Annotated in this window: 19 protein-coding genes and 1 tRNA gene; 7 read left to right on the forward strand and 13 right to left on the reverse strand. The window is 63.4% G+C overall.

Features of this window, described 5'->3' with window-relative positions; translation table 11 throughout:
* Positions 1-10: 10 nt before the first annotated feature.
* Positions 11-2,554 (reverse strand): polyphosphate kinase 1, encoded by a 2,544-nt coding sequence (ppk1, locus tag KU306_RS13410; protein ID WP_258303401.1) that lies wholly within the window; start codon positions 2,552-2,554, stop codon positions 11-13.
* A gap of 253 nt (positions 2,555-2,807) precedes the next feature.
* On the opposite strand from ppk1, the gene KU306_RS13415 reads away from it, so the two are divergent.
* Positions 2,808-3,968, forward strand: coding sequence for a tRNA sulfurtransferase (locus KU306_RS13415; RefSeq protein ID WP_258302241.1), 1,161 nt, complete (start codon positions 2,808-2,810; stop codon positions 3,966-3,968).
* Between the two features lie 72 nt (positions 3,969-4,040).
* On the forward strand, positions 4,041-4,493 hold the full coding sequence (locus KU306_RS13420) for a DUF5804 family protein (protein WP_007540480.1): 453 nt from the start codon (positions 4,041-4,043) through the stop codon (positions 4,491-4,493).
* 72 nt (positions 4,494-4,565) lie between these two features.
* On the opposite strand, the gene KU306_RS13425 is transcribed toward KU306_RS13420, so the two are convergent.
* Positions 4,566-5,480, reverse strand: a complete 915-nt coding sequence (locus KU306_RS13425) for a PLP-dependent cysteine synthase family protein (protein WP_258302242.1) — start codon at positions 5,478-5,480, stop codon at positions 4,566-4,568.
* A gap of 149 nt (positions 5,481-5,629) precedes the next feature.
* On the opposite strand from KU306_RS13425, the gene KU306_RS13430 reads away from it, so the two are divergent.
* Both KU306_RS13430 and KU306_RS13435 read left to right on the forward strand, forming a co-directional pair.
* Positions 5,630-6,010, forward strand: coding sequence for a thioredoxin family protein (locus tag KU306_RS13430; RefSeq protein WP_258302243.1), 381 nt, complete (start codon positions 5,630-5,632; stop codon positions 6,008-6,010).
* A 70-nt stretch (positions 6,011-6,080) separates the two neighbouring features.
* Positions 6,081-7,313 (forward strand): outer membrane protein assembly factor BamB family protein, encoded by a 1,233-nt coding sequence (locus KU306_RS13435; protein WP_258302244.1) that lies wholly within the window; start codon positions 6,081-6,083, stop codon positions 7,311-7,313.
* A 62-nt stretch (positions 7,314-7,375) separates the two neighbouring features.
* Here KU306_RS13435 and KU306_RS13440 read toward each other — a convergent pair whose 3' ends face one another.
* On the reverse strand, positions 7,376-9,484 hold the full coding sequence (locus KU306_RS13440) for a thioredoxin domain-containing protein (protein ID WP_258302245.1): 2,109 nt from the start codon (positions 9,482-9,484) through the stop codon (positions 7,376-7,378).
* Between the two features lie 79 nt (positions 9,485-9,563).
* Positions 9,564-11,570 carry a prolyl oligopeptidase family serine peptidase gene (locus tag KU306_RS13445; RefSeq protein ID WP_258302246.1) on the reverse strand — a complete coding sequence of 669 codons (2,007 nt, stop codon included), beginning with the start codon at positions 11,568-11,570 and terminating at the stop codon, positions 9,564-9,566.
* A 156-nt stretch (positions 11,571-11,726) separates the two neighbouring features.
* On the opposite strand from KU306_RS13445, the gene purD reads away from it, so the two are divergent.
* On the forward strand, positions 11,727-13,013 hold the full coding sequence (gene purD / locus KU306_RS13450) for a phosphoribosylamine--glycine ligase (protein ID WP_258302247.1): 1,287 nt from the start codon (positions 11,727-11,729) through the stop codon (positions 13,011-13,013).
* Positions 13,014-13,110: 97 nt separating this feature from the next.
* The gene (locus tag KU306_RS13455; RefSeq protein ID WP_074795358.1) at positions 13,111-13,638 is read left to right on the forward strand and encodes an acyltransferase; all 528 of its coding nucleotides are present in this window, start codon (positions 13,111-13,113) and stop codon (positions 13,636-13,638) included.
* Between the two features lie 14 nt (positions 13,639-13,652).
* Here the strand turns inward: KU306_RS13455 and KU306_RS13460 are convergent, their stop codons facing one another.
* From KU306_RS13460 to KU306_RS13490, 7 genes are all read right to left on the reverse strand, one after another.
* Complete coding sequence (locus tag KU306_RS13460; RefSeq protein ID WP_258302248.1) at positions 13,653-14,684, reverse strand: sensor histidine kinase; 1,032 nt, start codon at positions 14,682-14,684, stop codon at positions 13,653-13,655.
* A 69-nt stretch (positions 14,685-14,753) separates the two neighbouring features.
* A complete protein-coding gene (locus tag KU306_RS13465; protein WP_007540496.1) occupies positions 14,754-15,461 on the reverse strand; it encodes a hypothetical protein in 708 nt (235 codons plus the stop codon).
* Between the two features lie 113 nt (positions 15,462-15,574).
* On the reverse strand, positions 15,575-16,387 hold the full coding sequence (locus KU306_RS13470) for a mechanosensitive ion channel domain-containing protein (RefSeq protein ID WP_258302249.1): 813 nt from the start codon (positions 16,385-16,387) through the stop codon (positions 15,575-15,577).
* A 1-nt stretch (position 16,388) separates the two neighbouring features.
* Entirely contained in the window at positions 16,389-17,198 is an 810-nt protein-coding gene (gene dacZ / locus KU306_RS13475; protein ID WP_007540500.1) for a diadenylate cyclase, read from the reverse strand.
* A 76-nt stretch (positions 17,199-17,274) separates the two neighbouring features.
* On the reverse strand, positions 17,275-17,637 hold the full coding sequence (locus tag KU306_RS13480) for a group I truncated hemoglobin (protein WP_007540502.1): 363 nt from the start codon (positions 17,635-17,637) through the stop codon (positions 17,275-17,277).
* Between the two features lie 191 nt (positions 17,638-17,828).
* Entirely contained in the window at positions 17,829-18,155 is a 327-nt protein-coding gene (locus KU306_RS13485; RefSeq protein ID WP_258302250.1) for a DUF8000 family membrane protein, read from the reverse strand.
* 359 nt (positions 18,156-18,514) lie between these two features.
* Positions 18,515-18,597 (reverse strand) — tRNA-Leu (locus KU306_RS13490).
* Positions 18,598-18,677: 80 nt separating this feature from the next.
* Here KU306_RS13490 and KU306_RS13495 point away from each other — a divergent pair.
* On the forward strand, positions 18,678-18,986 hold the full coding sequence (locus KU306_RS13495; RefSeq protein WP_007540506.1) for a cyclin family protein: 309 nt from the start codon (positions 18,678-18,680) through the stop codon (positions 18,984-18,986).
* Positions 18,987-19,027: 41 nt separating this feature from the next.
* Here KU306_RS13495 and KU306_RS13500 read toward each other — a convergent pair whose 3' ends face one another.
* Both KU306_RS13500 and KU306_RS13505 read right to left on the reverse strand, forming a co-directional pair.
* Positions 19,028-19,237: a DUF8147 domain-containing protein gene (locus tag KU306_RS13500; RefSeq protein WP_074795348.1), complete on the reverse strand. Its 210-nt coding sequence runs from the start codon at positions 19,235-19,237 to the stop codon at positions 19,028-19,030.
* 49 nt (positions 19,238-19,286) lie between these two features.
* A complete protein-coding gene (locus KU306_RS13505; RefSeq protein ID WP_007540510.1) occupies positions 19,287-20,102 on the reverse strand; it encodes an alpha/beta fold hydrolase in 816 nt (271 codons plus the stop codon).
* Positions 20,103-20,187 lie beyond the last annotated feature (85 nt).

Below are 20,187 nucleotides of genomic sequence, written 5' to 3' on the forward strand. Positions count from 1 at the left end.
GAAAAACCGGTCACTGAGCGTCCGAGTCGTAGTACTTCGTGAGAAGCTTCGCGGCCGCCGCTGCGGTCTTCCGGTAGTCGCGGTTGCCGTCGGGCGTCCGAACGGCGTACTGGTAGTGCTTGCTCTTCGGGACGTACCACTTCTCGGGGAAGCGGTCGAGAGTCGCACGCGGGTCACCGTTCTCGGAAGCGACCACCTCGGTCCCCTCACCGTTCTGGGACTGGGCCGGTGCATCGTCGAGTGGTTGGCCCGATTCGTCGACGAGAGTTGGCGCTGAGGTGTCTGCAGCACCGGAGACTCCCATCGGGTGTGGAGAACCGTTCTCGATATCGGGTGTCAGTTGGTCGGAGTCCTCTCGGGACGCCATAAACGTCGGGTTCGGCTCGACGAGGAGCGTCTCGGGAACGTTCGGGTGCGACGCGGGCATTCCCATGGGAAGGTCCGATTGCGTGTTCGCGGCGAGTGCTTGACCCATCAGTATCGACTGCATTCTGACTTCGGGGTCGCTCCCCGGCGTCAGTTGGTCGTACGAGCCATCGGCGTTCATCTCCCACGCCTTGCGGTTGTCGGCGAAGCCGAGTTCGAGGATGAACCGGAGTTGCTCGCGGATATCGTGGTCTTCGACGGGGGCGATAGCCTCGACGCGCTTGTCGAGGTTGCGCGTCATCCAGTCCGCAGAGCCGATGTAGTAGTCCGGGTCGCCGGCGTTCTCGAAGTAGAAGATGCGAGAGTGTTCGAGGAAGCGGTCGACGACACTCCGAACTGTCACGGTCTCGGAAAGGCCGTCGATTCCCGGACGAAGGCGGCAGATGTCGCGGACGAGCAGGTCGATATCGACGCCCGCCATCGACGCCTTGTAGAGTTCTTCGACGATACCGGGGTCTTCGAGCGCGTTCATCTTCGCGACGATTCGGGCGGGGCGGCCCGCCCGAGCGTGCTCGGCCTCGCGCCGGATACACTTCGTGAACTCGTTGCGCATCGTCACCGGTGCGATGAGGAGTTTTCGGAACTCCTCGTCGAGCGAGGGACCGGTGAAGAAGTTGAACACCTTCACGAGGTCCTGTCCGATGTCGCGGTCGGCGGTGAGCATGCCGAGGTCGACGTACCCCTTTGCGGTTCCCGAGTGGTAGTTTCCGGTCGCGACGTGCGAGTAGAGACGCACACCGTCTTCTTCCTCGCGAACGACGAGCGCCGTCTTCGTGTGCGTCTTCAGTCCGATGGTGCCGTATGCGACGTGGATACCCTCTTCTTCGAGCTTTCTGACCCATTCGAGGTTGTTCTGCTCGTCGAACCGGGCTTTGAGTTCCACCATCGCCGCGACCTGCTTGCCGTTGTCGGCGGCGTCGATGAGTGCCTGAATGACCTTCGAGTCTGAGGCTGTCCGGTAGATGGCGGCCTTGATAGCGAGGACGTTCGGGTCGTTCGCTGCGGCGTCGAGGAACCGCTGGACCGTGTCACCGAACGAGTGATACGGGTGGTGCAACAGCACGTCTTTCCGGCGAATTTCGTCGAATATCGTCTCCTCGCCGGTCTTGAAACCGGCCTCGTTGCGACCCAAGTCGTGCAGCCGTGGGTGCGGTTGCGGCGTCCACGAGTCGAGTTTGAGGTCCGGCCTGTCGAGGTCGGTGAGGTCCATGAACTCGCGGTAGTCGAGCGGGCCGGGAAGCGAGAAGACCTCTCGCTCGTCGAGGGAGAGTTGCTCGACGAGGAGGTCTGTCACCGAGTCGGATGCGTCGTCTTCGATTTCGAGTCGCACCACGGTCGCGAATCGGCGCTGTTCGAGCACCTCTTCTATCATGTCGATGAGGTCCTCTGCGACCTCCTCGTTGCGCCTGACTTCGGCGTTTCGCGTCAGCTTGAACACCGCAGTGTCGAGCACCTCGACGTTCGGAAACAGTAAGTCGAGGTTCGCGCGGATGACCTCTTCGAGGAGCACGTACCGGGTCTCGTCGGTGTCGGTGTCGACTTCGACGAGACGAGGACGATTCTGCGGTATCTTCACGCGGGTGAACGTCGGGTCGTCGTCGCCGCCGCGCGTGAGAACCGCCATCGAGAGCGAGAGATTCGAGATGAAGGGAAACGGGTGCGCCGGGTCGAACGAAAGCGGAGTGAGCGTCGGCAGCACGGACATCTCGAAGTAGTCGCGCATCTCAGACTGCTCGTCTGCGGTCAACTCGTCGTAGTCACAGATGTGGATGCCCTCGGCAGCGAGCGCCGGCAGTATCTCCTCGCGGTAACACGCCGCCTGCTGTTCGAACATCGGGCGAGCCTTGTCGATGGCTTCTTCCCACTGTTCGCGGGGAGTCCGCCCGTCGGTGGTTCGCTCTGTCACCCCGGCGTCGATTTGCTGTTTCAGCCCGCCGACACGCTTCATGAAGAACTCGTCGAGGTTCTTCGTGAAGATGGCGAGGAACCGAACGCGTTCGAGAAGCGGGTTTCTGTCGTCGAGCGCCTCGTTGAGTACTCGTGACTGAAACGCCAGTTCGCTCAGCTCGCGGTTGAGATAATACTGCGGGTCCGAGAGGTCGATATCGGCAGGCGACTCGTTGGTCATGGCATCGTTGGATAACGGCGACTTGCGGACCGTCGCGGCGTCGTCGTCACTGTCACACGACAACATACCGCTCTGGTCGAATCTACAAACAGTACACGGCGCGTTTCGTATTAAGCGGTTTATATTGGTTCGACCACTGATTACAGTTCAGTAAAAGGTACTATATGCAACTATATAATTATATTAGTGCTGTTGACACGACATCCGACGAGCGGAACGAGACGCTGAAACGTGGTGGCCGAGAAGCAGGCGTGTGAACGAGACGGCACGCGTCGTCCTCGTCGGCTACGGCGAGGTCGGAACGAAGAGTTCGAGCGTCCGAGCGAAGATGGAGGAACGCCTCCGGGAGAACCTGCAGGCGGTCCTCGACGACAGATCCCTCTCGGGTCGCGTCGAACGAACCTGGTCTCGACTTCGCGTCGTCGACGCCGACGACCCCGAGGCGGTCGCCGCCGCGTGTGCCGAGGTCCCCGGCGTCGTCTGGGCCAGACCGACTGTCGCGTGCGAACCGACGCTCGATTCGATGGTCACGGTGTGCCGCGATTTCGCCGCAGAACACCCAGACGGGGCGAGTTTCGCAATCGACGCTGACCGAATCGGTCCCAAAGAGAACCACGGCTTTTCTGTCCGCGATATCGAGCGCGACGCGGGCAGCGCCGTCGTCGAAGCCACCGACGCGCCCGTCGACCTCGACAATCCAGCCCACACCTATCGCGTCGAGTGTCGGGAAGACACCGCGTACGTCTCGATTCAGAAATTCGATGGGCCGGGCGGCATTCCGCTGGGGACACAGGGGAAGGCGGTCGCGCTCATCTCCGGCGGCATCGACTCGCCCGTCGCGATGTGGGAACTGATGCGCCGCGGGTGCGAAATCGTCCCCGTCTACGTCGACCTCGGCGACTTCGGCGGTGCCGACCACCGCGCACGGGCCGTCCAGACCGTCCGAACTATCGGACGCCGCGCGCCGAACTTCGACATGCGCGTCCACGTTGTCCCCGGTGGCGACGTGGTCGATCGCCTGATGGACACCGTCGACGACACGCGAATGCTCTCGCTTCGTCGGGTGATGCTCGCCATCGCCGCCGAAGTCGCCGCCGAGGAAGACGCTCACTCCATCGTGACCGGTGAGTCGCTGGCGCAGAAATCGAGTCAGACCGGCGAGAACCTCGCCGTCACGTCCGCTGCGACCGAGTACCCGGTTCATAGGCCGCTTTTGACCCGCGACAAGACGGATATCGTCGCCGAAGCGCGCGAGTTGGGAACCTTCCACGACTCCACGCTTCCGGTGGGGTGTGAGCGCGTCGCTCCGTCGTATCCAGAGACGAACGCGTCTCTCGCCGCCGTCGAGCGGGCGGAACCGGACGACCTCTTCGACCTCGCGGCCGAGGCGGCGCGAAACCGGACGCGAACCTGAACCCAGTCGATTTTTTCCCACGATGCCAGAGTATCGGAACCGCTTTACCGCATCCATACCGTCCTCTCCGACGTGACGCAGGTCTGTATCGTCGGGTCCGAAGACGTTCACCTCCAGTACGAGTTGCTGTCGCGAGAGACCGCCCGCGCGGCGCTCTCGACGTACGACATCACCGAGCCGTTCGAGAACTCGCTGTGCGTCGAGACGGTGAGCATCGGCGCGGCGGTGTCGCTCCTCAACGACCTCAACTGGTATCTCGTCCGATTCGCAGACGCCTGCCTCGTCCTCGAACCCTCCATCTCAGCCGACGAGTGGCTCTCTCGCGACCTCGCCCGCGACGTTCGAGACGGCCACGTCTCGCCGGAAGAGACCGGTGACCACCTCGCAATCTACGGCGTCGAAGACGGCCGTCTCGTCGAACCGATGTACGTGACGCGAGTCGATGGGTCGGTCCCCTCCTACGACCTTCGGGACGTCGAAGAGACGGTGGTCGTCCGCGTCGGCGAAGACGAATTCGGCCGATAGCAGCGATTCGAACAAGAGCGACGATTCAGCCGAGAGCGACGATTCAGACGAGAAGAGCCAGAAAAAAAACCGTCAGTCGAACATTCCGGTGGACATGTATCGCTCGCCGGAGTCCCAGAATACCGTGACAACGAGCGGTTGCTCTGCGTCGGGAGCGGCAGGCTCCGCGATGCGCTCGGCGACACGCTTGGCTGCGAGCAGCGATGCACCCGAGGACTGGCCGACGAGGATACCCTCCTCGCGGGCGAGTCTTCGACACTCGGCTTCGGCGTCTTCGACCGCGACGATTTCCACGTCGTCGAGCAGGTCGGTATCGAGGTTGGGGCTGACGAATCCCGGCCCCATCCCCTGAAACTCGTTGTCGCCGACTTCGTGGCCCGAGAGGACGGCGCTCTGTTCGGGTTCGACGCCGACGACGGTCATCGACGGGAACTCCTCTTTGAGGCGGCGGCCGTTCCCCGAAATCGTGCCGCCGGTACCGATTCCGGCGACGAGGGCGTCGATTTGCCGGTCGCCGATTTGGTCGAGTATCTCCTCTGCGGTCGTTCGGTAGTGGGCGTTCGGGTTCGCCGGGTTCTCGAACTGCCGGAGTTGGTACATTCCCTCCTCAGATTCGAGTTCGTCGGCGCGGTCTTTCGCGTCGGAGATGCCGCCCTCGACGAGTTCGATTGTCGCACCGTAGGCGCGCATGATTTCGCGACGCTCGGGAGACATCGACTCGGACATGACGATAGTCAGGTCGTAGCCCTTCGCGGCCGCGACCACCGCCAATCCGATACCCGTGTTCCCGGAGGTCGGTTCGACGAGTTCGTCGCCGGGTTCGATGTCGCCTGCGTCTTCCGCCGCCTCGACCATCGCCAGCGCGGGGCGGTCTTTCGCCGACCCGCCGGGGTTCTTGGACTCGATTTTGGCTGCGATGGTCGACCCGGCGGGCGAGTCGACGCGGACCAAGGGGGACCCGATAGCGTCGAGGATACTGTCGTCCATCGCTCTCCGGTTTACCACGCGCACCTAAACGACTGGCGGAGCCGGACGATTCGGCCACTGTTCGGCTGCTGAGGGGGATGAGCCAAGCGACCGTGGCGAACCCCGCCGCGAGCGCACCCGTTAAATCCGCGCGTTCGTTACACCCGCCCATGGCACAGGCGGAGACGCTGGAGACGATGCAACCGAACCCCGAGTGGAACGCAGACGGGTACGAAGCGGCCGTTGCGACCCTCGGCGGCGACGACTACACGTTCAAAGTCTGGGGCGGCGACTGGTGCGGCGACTGCCAAGACCAACTGCCGGACTTCGGCGCGGCGCTGGACGCGGCTGGCGTCGATACCGACCGCATCGAACACTACCCGGTCGAGAAAGCCGACGACGGGTCGAAAATCGGCCCCCGCGTCGAGGAGTACGACATCGAGTACATCCCGACGGTCGTCGTCGAACTCGACGGCGAGGAAGTCGCCCGATTCGTCGAGGAAGAAGCCGACCCCATCGCGGTCTACCTCGCAGCGCAGTTGTCGAACTGAGTCGCGGTCGAGTCGTTTTCGTTTCACGGTGTCGGAGGACTGATACGATACGGCCGAGTACACCGACCAGATGAGACGACGACAGGTCCTCGCGTCACTCGGTGCCGCCGCTCTCGCAGGGTGCAACGCCCAGAACCTCTGTGGCCCACGAGACACCGAGCCCCTCCCAAACGAAGACGCGGGCTGGCCCCAACAGGGACCCACGCCTGCAAATCAGCGCCGTGCGCCGTCGCTTTCAGTGACCGACCCAATGGAGACGTGGCGTATCGAGAACGACGGTCCAGTGACAACGCCGGCTGTGTCCGGGGACACAGTGTACCTCTCTGCTGGAGTACGTGACGACGAGGGGGGCCGGTTCCCCGTCGGGGCGCTCTTCGCCTTCGACCGAGAGACGGGAACACAGCGATGGCGGACCGTCTTCGGCGACCCGCATGGGGCGTACGCCGGGTGCCCGCCGGTCGTCTACCGCGGGACGGTGTACGTCGGCGACGCGGGCCACTACAGCCTCTATGCGGTGAGCGCCCGAACCGGAGCGATTCGGTGGCACGCGCAACTCGGTGGGTCGGTAAATCGCCCGGTTAGTGCCGCGGACGGGGTCGTCTGTCTCGCACAGCAGGACCACGTCATCGCGTTCGACACGATGGGCGAGGAACTGTGGCGATACTCGAAGTCGGGGCACGTCTTCTTGACGACGCCGACTATCGTCGACGGCACGGTCTACGTCGGTTCAGTCTTCAGCCCGGACGGCGAAAACAACGAATCAGAAGACGACCACGCGTCCGTCGTCGCGGCGCTCGACCTCCAGACGGGCGACGTGGTGTGGGAAGCCGCCCGGGGCGAGAACATCAACCCGATTACCGCCGTCGACGGGACACTCTACTTCTCCGGTGCGAACGCGATTCACGCCCTCGATATGACTGATGGAAGTCGCGTCTGGGAGCAACCGACCGGAGACCGTCGCTTCGGCCGCCTCGCAGTCGACGACGAGCGCGTGTACGCCACCGGCGGCTCACAAGCAGTCGCGTTCGGTCGCGACGACGGCGACGTTCGCTGGCGCTACGAAGCCGACACGTACCTCCGTTCGCATCCCATGGTGACTGCGAACTCGGTCGTCGCCGCGACAGAAAACCCCCAGAGCGACGATGCGGCGGTCGCCTACGCCCTCGACGTGGACTCCGGCGACCCCCGGTGGACGCTGGAACTCGACGGGAAGATGGGCTTTGCACCCGTTGCCGGTGAGAACCGAATGTATCTGTCGTCGTACCGGGCGGAAGAGCAGGGCGTGCTGGTCGGTGTCGAATGATGGGTGACGGACACCGCCACTGAACTCTGTTTAGGAGAAGGCGGGGGAAGCAACCCCGCTTCTCAGTCGTCCCGTCCCGCGGTAAACCACGCCAGCGCCTCGTCGATGTCGTGAGTCGGCGCGGAGCAGGTGAAGTTCTCGCAGGCGTAGACGGTCGGTTCGCCCCCGTCCGCTTCGCGGGCGGCCCAGATGGGCGGAGCCTCGTCGAGTTCGAGTTCGTCGAGCCACGCGTCCAGTCCGTCGTCGGTGGCTGGCCGAGGTGCGACGACGAGACCCGGAAGGTACCGCGAGGCGAGCGTTTCGTGCCACTCGGCGGGCATCTCGTCGGCCGCGACGGTCAGTTCTGGAACCCCGCTTGCGGCTTTCTCGGCGGCGAGCGCGAGCGAGACGTGTTCGAGCGGGCTGCCGCGGATGCGGTTCGCGTGGGTTTCGAGGACGGTGTCGGCGGCCTCGCCGAAGCCAGCATCGGGCGCGAAGTGTTCGAGGTCGAGGAATAGCGAGGTGGCGACGCCGAGACTCGACGGTGTGGACTGGTCGGTGGCCTCCTGCGGGCGCGTCACGAGGGCCTCGCCGCTTTCGGGGGTGAAGTAGAGCGTCCCGGCCGCGTCGTCGTAGAACTCGCGGTGAATCGCGCGAGCGAGGTCCAGTGCGAAGGCGAGCGGGTCTACGTCGCCGGTTGCTTGATACAGGTCGAACGCGCCGCGGGCGAGGAAGGCGTAGTCTTCGAGGTAGCCATCGCCTTTGACCTCGCCGTTCATCACGCGCCGCGAGAGGTGTCCCGCATCCGCGTCCCAGAGGTGCTCGCGCACGAAGTCGAGCGCGCGGCGAGCGTCGTCTGCGAGCGAGTCGTCTTCGAGGGCGACTGCGCCCTGCGCGAACGCCGAAATCATCAGGCCGTTCCAGCCAGCGAGGATTTTCTCGTCGCGGGCGGGGCGCTCTCTGCCCGAGCGAGCGGCGAAGAGGGCTTTTCGGGCCTCTGCGAGTTTGTCTTCGACCTCGTCTTCCGAGATGTCGTACTCCTCGGCGAGGTCGGAGAGGGTCGCCGAGACGTTGAGCACGGTCGTCTTGTTCTCGAAGTTGCCGCCGGGCGTGACGCCGTAGCGGTCACAGAAGAGGTCCGCTTCGAGTTCGGGAAGGAGACTGCGAACCTCGTCTGGCGTCCAGACGTAGAACGTGCCCTCCTCGCCGCCGGATTGGGCGTCGAGCGTGGCGAAGAAGCCGCCGTCGTCGTGAGAGAGTTCCCTGCGGACGAACTCGAACGTCTCGGCCGCGACATCGGCGTACGCCTCGGTCCCGGTGAGACGGTAGGTGTCGAGATACCGGGGCACGAGTCCCGCCTGGTCGTACAGCATCTTCTCGAAGTGCGGGACGGTCCAGTCTTTGTCCACGCAGTAGCGGTGGAAGCCGCCGCCGAGGTGGTCGCGCAAGCCGCCGTTGGCCATCGCGTCGAGGGATTCGACCGCAACGTCGAGTGCCTGGCGGCGGCCGGTGATTGCGTACCCACGAAGGAGCGCGTCGATGCGGCCGGGTTGGGGGAACTTCGGGCCGCCGCCGAAGCCACCGTCGTCGCGGTCGGCAGCGCGAAGCGCAGCCTGCACCGTCTGTTCGAGAATCTCGGAACCGGGTGCCTCACCCGGCGTGTCGGGCGTGTCTTCGAGTTGGTCGTGGATGGCGCTCGTCCACTGCTGGGCGCGGTTTTCTATCTCGTCGCGGTCGGTCTGCCACGACTCGGCGAAGCTTTCGACGAGGTCGCGGAACCCGGGCGCACCGCGTCGGGGTTCCGGCGGGAAGTACGTCCCGACGAAGAAGGGCTTTCCTTGCGGGGTGAGCCAAACCGAGAGCGGCCACCCGCCGCCGCCGGTGACGAGTTGGCAGATGGTCTGGTAGATGCGGTCGAGGTCGGGTCGCTCCTCGCGGTCGACCTTGACCGGAACGAAGTGTTCGTTGAGCGTCTCAGCGATGTCGGGGTCCGAGAAGCTCTCGTCGGCCATGACGTGACACCAGTGACACGCCGAGTAGCCGATAGAGAGGAAGATGGGTTTGTCCGCTTCGCGGGCGGCTTCGAGCGCCGTGTCGTCCCACGGTTGCCAGTTGACGGGGTTGTCCGCGTGCTGGCGAAGATAGGGACTCTGTTCGTCGTCGAGTCGGTTGCGTCCCACCGGGTCGGTCATGTCTCGAAGTCGGGACCCCGTGAACTAAAGCGGCGTGGAGGCGGCGAGTCACCGTCGCGTCCCCGGCGGGCGAGCCGTCTCAGAACACGTCGAGGTGGTCGTCGAGGAACACCCAACCGTCGAGGTTCTCTTCTACGACCGTCGAAATCGGTTTCCCGGTTCCGTGGCCCGTCTTCGACCGAGTTTTCAGGAGAATCGGGTCGTCGCCTTCCTGTGCGGCCTGCATGCGGGCGGTCATCTTCCGGGCGTGGAACGGGTCCACGCGGGCGTCGCCCTCAGCGGTCGAAAAGAGTACAGCCGGATACTCGCGCGCCTCGACGTTGTGGTACGGTGAGTACTCTCGGATGTACTCGTAGGCCTCGGGGTCCTCGGGCGACCCGTACTCGGTGGTCCACGTCTCTCCGAGGAGCGAAGTGTGGAACCGAAGCATGTCGAGGAGCGGGACCTTGCAGATTGCCGCCGCAAACAGGTCCGGGCGTTGAGTGACCGCCGCTCCGACGAGGAGGCCGCCGTTGCTGCCGCCGAAACAGGCGAGTCGCTCCGGCGAAGTGTAGCCGTCCTCGACGAGGAACTCTGCTGCGGCGAAGAAGTCCTCGAAGACCCGCTGTTTGTGCTCGCGGCGACCCGCGTGGTGCCACGATTCACCGAACTCGCCACCGCCGCGGAGATTGGCGACGGCGAGCACGCCGCCCGATTCGAGGAACGGGATGAAGAACCGCTGGAAGAACGGTGTGAGACTGATTTCGAACCCACCGTACCCGTACAGGACTGTGGGGTTGTCGCCGTCGCGTTCGAGGTCCGAACGGCGAACGACGAACGCCGGAACTTCGGTCCCGTCAGCCGACCGGAACCACTCTTGGGTGACGGTCACGTCGATTTCGAGTTCGGTATCGGGACTGTCCACGACTGACGTCCCGTCTGCGCCGAAGTCGAACCGGCGGACTGTGGACGGTTCAGTGAACGACTCGTACGTGAAAAACAGGTCGTCCTCGCCGCCGAACGATGCGACAGACCCGCGGCCCGGGACAGGAACCGTCTCGACTTCGGTCCCGTCGCGGTCGAAGACGACGAGTTCGTGAGCGGCGTCGCGGAGGTACTTCACGACGAGGTTGTCACCGATTACGTCGAGTTCCTTGGCGATGGCGTCGTCGCGCGCTTCGACCAGCGTCTCGAACGACTCGCTCGGGTCCGAAGCGTCCAGCGACGCGCGGGCCACGCGGTAGTTCGACGCGTCGAGCGACGTATTCACGTAGAGGTCGCTCCCGTCGAGCGTCGGGTGGAAGATAGCGTCTTCGCCGACGACGAGTGGGTGGAGTTCGTCGGACCCGAGTTCGGCGTAGTAGAGGTCGGTTCGCTCCCACCCGTCGCTCTCGCCGAGGACGACGTAGTCGCTGTCGGCGTCTGTCTCAACCACTGGCCACACCTGCGCCGAGAAGTCGTCTGCGAGCGTCCAGTCGTCCGCCGGGTCGCTGCCGAGTTCGTGGAATCGGACCGCCTTGTCCAGTTGGCCGCCGTCGTCTATCGACCCCGTGGTCAGGTAGTAGAACCCGTCGTCCGTCCAACTGAAGCCCCACGGTCCGGTCTGGCCGACGCCGGTGAGTTCTTCGAGTCGTTCGCCCGACTCGGTTTCGAGAATTCGAACGTCGTACTGCTCGTCACCACCCTCGGCGACTCCGTAGGCGACGAGAGTACCGTCGGGGTTCGGAACGTACCAGTCGACAGAGACGCTCCCGTCGTCGCTCATCTCGTTGGGGTCGACGAGGACTCGCCTGTCGGCGGCTACATCCGGGCGAAACGTGAGGACCGGGTGGTCGGCGTCGGCGTCGCGGACACGCTGGAAGTAGCCGTTCGGACGAGGCTTGACAGCCATGTACGTCGTCGTCCGCGCCAGTTCCTCGAACCGTGGCCTGAGCGACTCGCGAACGTCCAGCGAGTGGAGGTACTCGTCGGCGTACTCGTTTTGCGCCGCCGTCCACGCGGCCACGTCGTCGTCGGACTCTTCTAACCACAGATACGGGTCATCGATGTCGTCGCCGTGGAGGGTGTATCCCGTCTCCCGCCGGTCGGTTTGCGGTGGGGAATCCATGCGCGTAGGTGAGGACGATATGACATGAATGCCGGGGTTCCGGAAGTCGCTACGGCCGTATCGGGACGCGATGGACATCGATTGTATGCACATCTGTGATTAGAACTGCTTTTGAGAAGAGCAATCTTTACACTCCCGTGCGCAGGGTATGCGAGTATGAGCGAGACCGTCCTGCTGGTCGGTGGCGGCGGCCGCGAGCACGCGATTGCCCGCGCGCTGGCCCCTGACTGCGACCTGTACGCCTGTGCGAGCAACCAAAACCCCGGTATCGCCGAATTGGCCGCGGAGTTCGAAACCATCTCCGAGACGGCCGCTGACGACATCGTCGCCTACGCCGAGTCCGTGGACGCGACGCTGGCAATCGTCGGCCCGGAAGCGGGACTCGCCGCGGGCGTCGCCGACGCGCTCGACGAGGCGGGTATCTACACCTTCGGCCCGCAGGCGGCCGAGGCCCGCATCGAGACGGACAAGGCGTTCCAGCGGCGGTTCATGCGCGACGAGGACATCCCGGGGAACCCGGACTTCGCCACCTTCGACGACATGGAGGCGGCCTGCGACTACATCGACGAGTACGACGGCGACCTCGCGGTCAAGCCCGCGGGTCTGACCGGCGGCAAGGGCGTGAAAGTCATCGGCGACCAAGTGACGCCCGAGGAGGCCAAAGAGTACCTCCGCGACTCGGACTACGAGCGCGTCGTCCTCGAAGAGCGCCTCGTCGGCGAGGAGTTCACCATCCAAGCGTTCGTCGCCAACGGCGAGTTCCGCGTCACGCCCGCCGTGCAGGACCACAAGCGTGCCTACGAGGGCGACGAAGGCCCGAACACCGGCGGCATGGGCAGTTACACCGACGTGACGCCGTCGCTTCCGTTCATGGAAGAAGGCGACTACGAGGCCGCAGTCGAGGTCATCGAAGCCGTCGTCGACGCGCTGCCCGACTACAAGGGCATCCTCTACGGTCAGTTCATGCTGACGACCGAGGGGCCGAAGGTCATCGAGTTCAACGCCCGCTTCGGCGACCCGGAGGCGATGAACACGCTGCCGGTTCTCGAAACGCCGTTCCTCGACGTGCTCGTCGCGGCACGCGAAGGCGAGTCGCTTCCGGAACTCGACTTCGCCGACCAGTCGACCGTCTGCAAATATGCGGTCCCCGAGGGCTACCCGACCGACCCGAAGGCGGGCGCGAAGATAGAAGTCGAGGTGGACGAAGACGCCGGTGCGCTCCTCTACTACGCGAGCGTCGACGCCCGCGACGACGGCCTGTACACGACGACCTCTCGGTCGTTCGCCGTCGTCGGCGTCGCGGACAGTATCTCCGGCGCGGAGGAACTCGCCGAGGACGCCCTCGCCGCCGCTGGCGACGGGTTCCACATCCGCCACGACATCGGGACCGAGACGCTCGTCCAGCAGCGCATCGACCACATGGCCGAACTTCGCGGCGAATAACAGTCCAGCGGGCTGCGGCGGGTGACATCCCAGCAGCCCCGTGATTTCTCCGACGCACGACGGTGCCACTTTTAGCACTGCCACCGAATCGACTGGCGTGACCGACGACGACACCCCTCGACACGACCGCATCGACCACCACCCGACGCCGGGACCGCTGAACTCGCTTCAGTACTGGACCGACGCGAAACCCGTTTGGCGGGTGATGCTCAACTACGTGTTCGTCCTCGTCGCCCGCATCGCCCCGTCGCTTCGGATTCGAAACTGGGCGCTCCGGCAAATCGGCGTCACGGTCGGAACGGGTGTCTCGTGGGGGTTGGAGGCGACGCCGGACGTGTTCTGGCCGGAATTGGTGACGGTCGAAGACCACGCGATAATCGGCTACGACTCGGTCATCCTGTGTCACGAGTTCCTGCAAGACGAGTACCGAACCGGTGAGGTCGTCGTCGGCGAACGGGCGATGATTGGCGCGAAAGCGACGATTCTCCCCGGTGTCGAAATCGGCGAAGGCGCGCAGGTGGCGGCGAACTCACTCGTGACGCGCGACGTGCCGCCCGGGGCGACCGTGGCGGGCGTTCCGGCGCGACCGATGTCAGAAAAAGCGGACGAACCAAACGACGAGTAGCCCGCAGGCAGTGGTCACTCGGTCGGGTCTTCGTCCGCAACTTCGAGGCGAAGACAGAAGACCGCGCCCTCGTCGTCGTTGTCCTCGACCCAGAGGTCGCCGTTGTACGACGAGATGACGCTGTCGGCGAAAAAGAGGCTGATACCCGTGCCGTGGTGGAGTTGGTCGTACTCTTCGCGGCCGAAGATGAGGTCACGTTGGTCTTCGGGGACGCCCGGGCCGTTGTCGGCGACACGAACCACGACGTCGTCACCCTCGCGTTCGACGCCGACTTCGACAGTTGCAGTCTCCTTGTCGTTGTGTTCGACGGCGTTTTCGAGGATACATTCGAGTGCTTCACCGAGCAAGTCGTCGCCGACGACAGAGAGCGTCGGAACCTCGCCGAACTCGAACTCCGCGTCAGGGAACTCAATCATGGCATCGACGACCGCGTTTTGGAGGACCACGTCGAGTCGAATCGGTCTGTTCGACGAGCCGTGAGACCGTTCGAGCAGGTCTCGGAGGTTGCGGGCACGCTCCGATTTGTGGACGATATCGAGCACCCGGTCTTGGACCAGCCGGAGCTCTTTGAGTGCCTGTTCGTCTTCGACCCGGTCTTCGATTTGCTGTGTGTAGCCGTAGATGACGTTCAGTTCGTTACGCAGGTCGTGTCGCAAGAGGCGGTTGAGAACCTCGGAGGTGCTCTCGTACTGCTGTTGTTTCGTGTTGTCGAGAAAGAGCGCCAGAAACCCTCTGACCTCGTCGTCGACGACGATTGGAGTGGCGAACCCGTTTCCGTAGATGACGCGGTCGTCTCGTTTGCAGACGACGAACTCACCGGACCACGTCTCGCCGGCGACGAGTTCCTCGACGATTTGGTGGTACGTCTCGGTGTCGCCAGCGATGATGCCGACCGACTCCCCGACGATTTCGTCGTACTCGTAGCCGAGGAGGTCGAGTCCGGCAGCGTTGATATCCCGGAACGTGAAGTTCGTATCCGTAATCAGCATCGGAACGTCCGTGCTGTGGAAGACTTCGTGATACAGCCCCGGATTGTGGTCCACCATGCTGTTCCTGCGATACGATTGCCCCACCAGTACTTATTATCAGCGGTGGTTCAGATAGTGAAAATAGTGTCACACGTCTCTCAGGTCGAGGATGGCCTGATAGTACGTGGCGACGATATCGAGGGCCGAACCGACCTCCTGGTGGACGTCTCGGCGCGCCCACTCGTCGTGGCGTTCTGCGCCGGCGACGAAGTACTGTGCGAGCGTCTCGACGGTATCCGTGTCTGCTTTTGGAACCATGCACGCGAGTTTGATGCGGTGCGCACGACGAGCGGCAGCGCGCCATCCATCGCGTTTCTGTCCGTGCATCCGCCAAAATCGGACGTGAAGCGTGGCGTACTCGGGGTCGATACCCACCTCGTCACACGCCGCTTCGAGGAGTCGCTCGCAGTCTGCCCACCGAGCGTCGTCGTCGATACTGGTCTGGACCATCGCCTCCACGTCGGAGACGAAGACATCGTCGGGAACCTCGTGGGTAAAGCAGTGAGTGAACGCCTCCTGATTCTCGATTTCGTCCTGCACGAAGAGCGCACGCATGAATAGCTCACCTGCTCGCTCCGACCTCGGCGATGGAACGTCCGGGAACTCGAAGCGGAACGCCTGAGACATGTGTGCTTCGGCGCTCTCGGCGGCCGCTCGCGCCGCGTCGAACTCGCAGTTCGTGAGGTGCGTCTCGCGGAGGTCCTGGTGGTAAAACCCCAAAAGGAGGGCTTCAGCCGCGTCGAGAGCGCGGGTCGTTGGAGGCGACGCGTCGAGAGTTGGCAGTTTTGTCATCATCGAATTCAGGGATTCCGATATGACTGAATCGGCGGTACCGCTCTAAACTGTTATGGTGCTGAAATGAAACGACAACCCACCGACGAAATCAGTCGAGAACCGCCGAGGGAGCGTTACCTGATGCGTCCGACGCCCGTGTCGAAGACGCGGGCGTTCGGCACGATGTACTCCTCGTCTTCGGACTCGATGCGTGTGACGAAGACGTCGAACTCCTGGACGACGCCGCGAACGTCGCCGACGACGATTTCGTCGCCGATGGTGTAGGGCTGGGAAAACAGCAGATACGTCCCAGCCGCACCGGACCGAAGGAGGTCACGGAACGCGACGGCGCTGAGGACGATGAGACCCAGCAGATACCCACCGAGGAGGACGATGAGAGCGAGGGTCGCGACGCCGACCTGCGAGAGCGCAACGAGTGCGGCTAGGAAGAAGACGGTGTACTTCGCGAGCGACGGCAGGATGTTCACCTGTGGGAGTTTCACGCCGCGGAACCGCTCGGCTACGAGGAGTTCCACCTTGTCGCCGACGACGATGCCGACGATAAGGACGATGATGGCGATGAACAGTTGCGGGAGGATGGCGATGACGAGGTTCCAAAACCTGTCTGCGTAGTTGACACCCGCAACCGAGAGTGCAGCGAAGATGGTGACGCCGAGGAGGAAGTACCGCGTCAGCCACGAGAGGATTTCGACGGTCGAGGTCTCGAAGTCGCGGGCGGTCCGTTCGAACGCCGTGCCCTCGATGGCGTCGGGAAGACCGACGCCGATCAGGAGTCGCTGGACGGCTGTCCCGGCCGCATAGGCCAAGATGAGTCCGACGAAGAGAACGGCCAGCACGCCGATGAACCGCAGGCCGACCAACTCGACGATTCGTGTGACCAGGGTATCGACCGGTTGGAGCGGAAGGGGCGCGACGAACCCCGTCATTTCAGTAATCCTCCGGGTCGATTTCGAGAATCATCTTGCCGCCCTTGAACGCGCGAACCAGTCCGTCAGACTCCGAGAGGACGATTGCAGTCGCGTTCGTGTCGCGGGTGATTGCGCCGCCGGCCATGTGGCGCGCGCCGAGGCCTTTCGGGATGTCCACGCCCTCGGCGGAAGGTTCGAGATAGCGGTAGGCGGAGACGATTTTCCCCGAGTCGGAGATGACGAACGCACCGTCGAGGCGCGAGAACTCCTTGAGCATGACGTTCACGATGGGGTCGCCGACGTAGACGTGGGACTTCTCGAAGGGGTTGTACGAAAGCGGCCGGGACTTGTTCATCACGTTCCCGGCGTCGCCGACGATGAACAGCGCGCCGACGGGTTCGCCCTTCTGTCCCTTCTTTCCGAGTTCGATAGCGACTTCGAACACGTCGCGGATGACGCCGGGGTCCGCGCGGGAGTTGGCGAACAGGTCGTAGATGCCCGAGCGCATGTTCTCTTCGACGCGAACGCGGACCACCGAGTCGGGGTCGCCGCCGAAGATGCCGACGTTGCACGCGATGTCGTCGCCCGCCTCGACGATGTTCTGTTCCATCGCACCCTCGACCCCGAACCGGATGCGGTCTTTCACATTTTGGAATTGGAGCGGGAGTTCGACGAACGGCTCGGCCTCGACTGTATTCTCCGGGGCGATAACGACCGTCGGGACATCGAGGTCGGCGAACCGCTCGTAATGCGAGTGGCTCGGCGTGAAGAGAAACAGCCCGTCGACATCCGACACGAGGTCGTCCAATATTTCGGATAGCGCCACCATTGGTGGAGACACACGCCGGGTGAGAAAAAGGGTTGTGTCGTGTCTGACGCTTGTCGTGCGCTCGACCGACGCTATTTCACTGATTGAGAATTGGGGCGCGAAGTGCTTCGACTTCGTCGAGAATCGCCGCCCGATTCGACTCGGAGACACCGTTGTCTCGGAGGGCCACTTCGAGGTGGTTGGCGATGGCGTCGAAATCGTCGCCTGTGAGACCGAGGTGCGCGTGTGCGTCGCGCATGTCTTCGCCGTCGTACTCGACCGGCCCACCGGCCACGGCACTGATGAACTGCACCTGATGAGCGTGTTGCTTCGCCATATCCGTGTCGTCGAAGTAGTGGGCGACCGACTCGTCGGCAAGCACGCGGTCGTAGAAGTCCGAGACGACTGCGTCGACGGCCTCGTGGCCACCGATTTCACTGTAGAGGGACTGGTCTTGCATCCATCGGTGGGTTGTCCATCGCACCAGTAAGTTTGACTCCGAACAAATTCGGGGTAGTTTTGAGTGATGACAAAGTCGGGTATTTAAATGATTATTGGTACCACACAACGTGCTTGACCGTGGTTCTCGGATGGGGCCGTGGGTCCCAGAAGTCCAGTTCGGGTGTGTGCCCGTCGCTGTGGCGTCAGTGCTCAGTCCCGGTCGTCGTCACGGCCGGGGAGTCGGCGGACTGCTTTCTCCCATCTGTCTTTCGCTGCCTGTCCGGGGTCCGCAAACGGGTCGTAGGTAATATCCTCCGTAGTACCGAGGTGGCGTCCCCCATCGCGTCCGGTCGCCAATCGCCACACACCGAATATCACCGCAAGGGCGACGACTCCGAACAGGAGCCCTAACACGACGGTGGCCGAACTATCGAGCGGGAACACGACGAAGCCGAGGACCAGCAGAATCGCGACCAGTTGGAACGCGTACAGCACGAGACTGAGTGACGTGCCCGAAATTTCGAACGTCTGGCCCATCGTTGGTTTCAGTCGATGGACTACAGACGAATGTGTTTTGGCACCATCGGTCGCCGAGTGTCGTCGACTTCGGTCTGATAACGAGGAACGAAGCGGGAAGCTATCGTCCCTATGTCGAAGTTCTCCCGCTTCACGAAAAGCGGTGTTCGCATAGCTAAAAGGCCTGTTGGCAGATGAGGGGTGGCTTCGAACGTGTGGAGGCGAGTGACTGGTTGGGGGGTGGCGGGCGTTGTCGTCGGCGCTTCCGTGAATAGCGAGGTACGGGACAGGGTTCGAACCACGGTCGCAACTCTCCGAGTTGCTCTCTGGTTCGAATCCTTTGGCGCGCAGACACGTCTCTCACGATGTTCGAGACGGTATGCGCGGGACAGGGTTCGAACCTGCGAAGGTCTACACCACAGCGTCCTAAGCGCTGCGCCTTTGGCCACTTGGCTACCCGCGCGCACTTTCGAGTAACTCTATCCGGCCTATCAAGTTGTCGTTCGCCGTCGGGGTTATGTACGCCCGGCCGCAACGCCGAGTATGTACAGCGCCCGAGACCAACGAGACAACGAGGAGTGGCTGGCCAACATCGACGCCGCGGCCGACAGTCTCGAACTCGGTAGCGAAGCCCGGTCGTTCGCCTCGGACCTGTTTCTCTCGCAACTCCCCGACGAAGACCGCTCGAAGAACGCCGTCGCCGCAGCGAGCCTCTACGCCGGGGCGCTCATCGCCGGTGACGAACGCTCCCAAAGCGCCGTCGCCGACGCGATGGACGTCTCCCGACTCAGTATCCAACAGCGGTGGAAAGACCTCCTCCGCGACGCCGGTTTCCGGCCGCCGAGTTGGTGAGGAGCGGTTTCAGGGGTCGCACTCGCGCCCGCCAACACGACTCAGTCCGTCGTCTCCACGACGGGTGCCACCTTCCGCGTGAGAATCGCATAGGCGACGGCCACGCCGACGACGCCAGCGACGAGACCGGCGGGGATGCCGACGAAAAGCGAGAAGGCAATCCATCGGGACGCGACTTCCGTGACGCCGATGCCGACCACGAAGGCCGAAACGAGGCCGACCGCGAAGCTGGCGAAAAGCGGGTGACGCATGAGTGACAGTACAGAGGGGGAGAAGAAAACGCCTCTGTTGAAACCGCCTCTACTCGACTTCGATTTGGGGTTGACTCGTGAGAAACGCGCGAATTGTGCTGTTGAAGAACTCGGGGTTGTCCCACGGGGATGCATGGCCTGCGTCGGGGACTTCCTGGACGGTCGAGTCAGGAATTCGGGCGGAGAGTACCGGCACATGGCGGCTGATTACGGAGGGTTCGTGTTCGCCGTAGAGAACGAGCGTCGGGACGGTAATCGAGGTGAGGTCGATATCGGTGGTGTGGAAACCGGCGGCTGCCTTGAGGGAGTTCACGGCATCTACAGTCTCCATATCCGGGAATGCCTCCGGGCGGAGGCTCGTCGTCTGGTCTCGCTCCAGTTTTCGTCCGAGCCACAACAGAAGTCCCTTCGCGCGGTTGTATCCCACGAGTCGAACGAGGGCCGCCATAACGTTCACCAGACTGAATCGCTCGATACGGTCGCGCCGGCCGAGGAACGCCGGGGAGAAGGTGTCGGCGAGCACGAGGGCGCGAAGCTGATTCGGATACCGACTCGCGTAGACTTGCGCGACCATCCCGCCCATCGAGACCCCACAGAGAACTGGGTTCTCAAGGTCCAATTCGGTGATAAACGCGTGGATATCCTCCGCCAATCGGTCGATTGAGTACGGTTCGTGACGCGGATTTGCGGTGTTGCCGTGGCCCCGCAGGTCGTATGCAATGGCGGTGTACGTGTCGCTGAACGCCGCCAACTGTCGTGTTGCTGCTGAATGATCAGCCAGTGCGCCGTGGATAAAGATGAGAGGCGGGCCGTTTCCACGCGTCTCGTAGTGAGTCTCGATATCGTTCGTCTGAACGGTAGGCATCCCTAGAGATACAGTAGCACGCGAGATGAAGTTGCTGTAGGAAGTGACGACAAGAGCCGCAGTCCGCACAGACCCCCGCGGTGTC

Origin of the sequence: Haloferax larsenii (genome assembly GCF_024730625.1) — an archaeon.
GTDB lineage: Archaea > Halobacteriota > Halobacteria > Halobacteriales > Haloferacaceae > Haloferax > Haloferax larsenii.

Coding starts and splice junctions, on each gene's coding strand:
- ppk1 (WP_258303401.1), bottom strand. CDS start 2,554: ATGACCAACGAGTCGCCTGCCGATATCGACCTCTCGGACCCGCAGTAT.
- KU306_RS13460 (WP_258302248.1), bottom strand. CDS start 14,684: ATGGTGGACCACAATCCGGGGCTGTATCACGAAGTCTTCCACAGCACG.
- KU306_RS13505 (WP_007540510.1), bottom strand. CDS start 20,102: ATGCCTACCGTTCAGACGAACGATATCGAGACTCACTACGAGACGCGT.
- dacZ (WP_007540500.1), bottom strand. CDS start 17,198: ATGGTGGCGCTATCCGAAATATTGGACGACCTCGTGTCGGATGTCGAC.
- KU306_RS13485 (WP_258302250.1), bottom strand. CDS start 18,155: ATGGGCCAGACGTTCGAAATTTCGGGCACGTCACTCAGTCTCGTGCTG.
- KU306_RS13425 (WP_258302242.1), bottom strand. CDS start 5,480: ATGGACGACAGTATCCTCGACGCTATCGGGTCCCCCTTGGTCCGCGTC.
- KU306_RS13500 (WP_074795348.1), bottom strand. CDS start 19,237: ATGCGTCACCCGCTTTTCGCCAGCTTCGCGGTCGGCCTCGTTTCGGCC.
- KU306_RS13430 (WP_258302243.1), top strand. CDS start 5,630: ATGGCACAGGCGGAGACGCTGGAGACGATGCAACCGAACCCCGAGTGG.
- KU306_RS13445 (WP_258302246.1), bottom strand. CDS start 11,570: ATGGATTCCCCACCGCAAACCGACCGGCGGGAGACGGGATACACCCTC.
- KU306_RS13465 (WP_007540496.1), bottom strand. CDS start 15,461: ATGATGACAAAACTGCCAACTCTCGACGCGTCGCCTCCAACGACCCGC.
- KU306_RS13480 (WP_007540502.1), bottom strand. CDS start 17,637: ATGCAAGACCAGTCCCTCTACAGTGAAATCGGTGGCCACGAGGCCGTC.
- KU306_RS13470 (WP_258302249.1), bottom strand. CDS start 16,387: ATGACGGGGTTCGTCGCGCCCCTTCCGCTCCAACCGGTCGATACCCTG.
- KU306_RS13495 (WP_007540506.1), top strand. CDS start 18,678: ATGTACAGCGCCCGAGACCAACGAGACAACGAGGAGTGGCTGGCCAAC.
- KU306_RS13440 (WP_258302245.1), bottom strand. CDS start 9,484: ATGACCGACCCGGTGGGACGCAACCGACTCGACGACGAACAGAGTCCC.
- KU306_RS13435 (WP_258302244.1), top strand. CDS start 6,081: ATGAGACGACGACAGGTCCTCGCGTCACTCGGTGCCGCCGCTCTCGCA.
- purD (WP_258302247.1), top strand. CDS start 11,727: ATGAGCGAGACCGTCCTGCTGGTCGGTGGCGGCGGCCGCGAGCACGCG.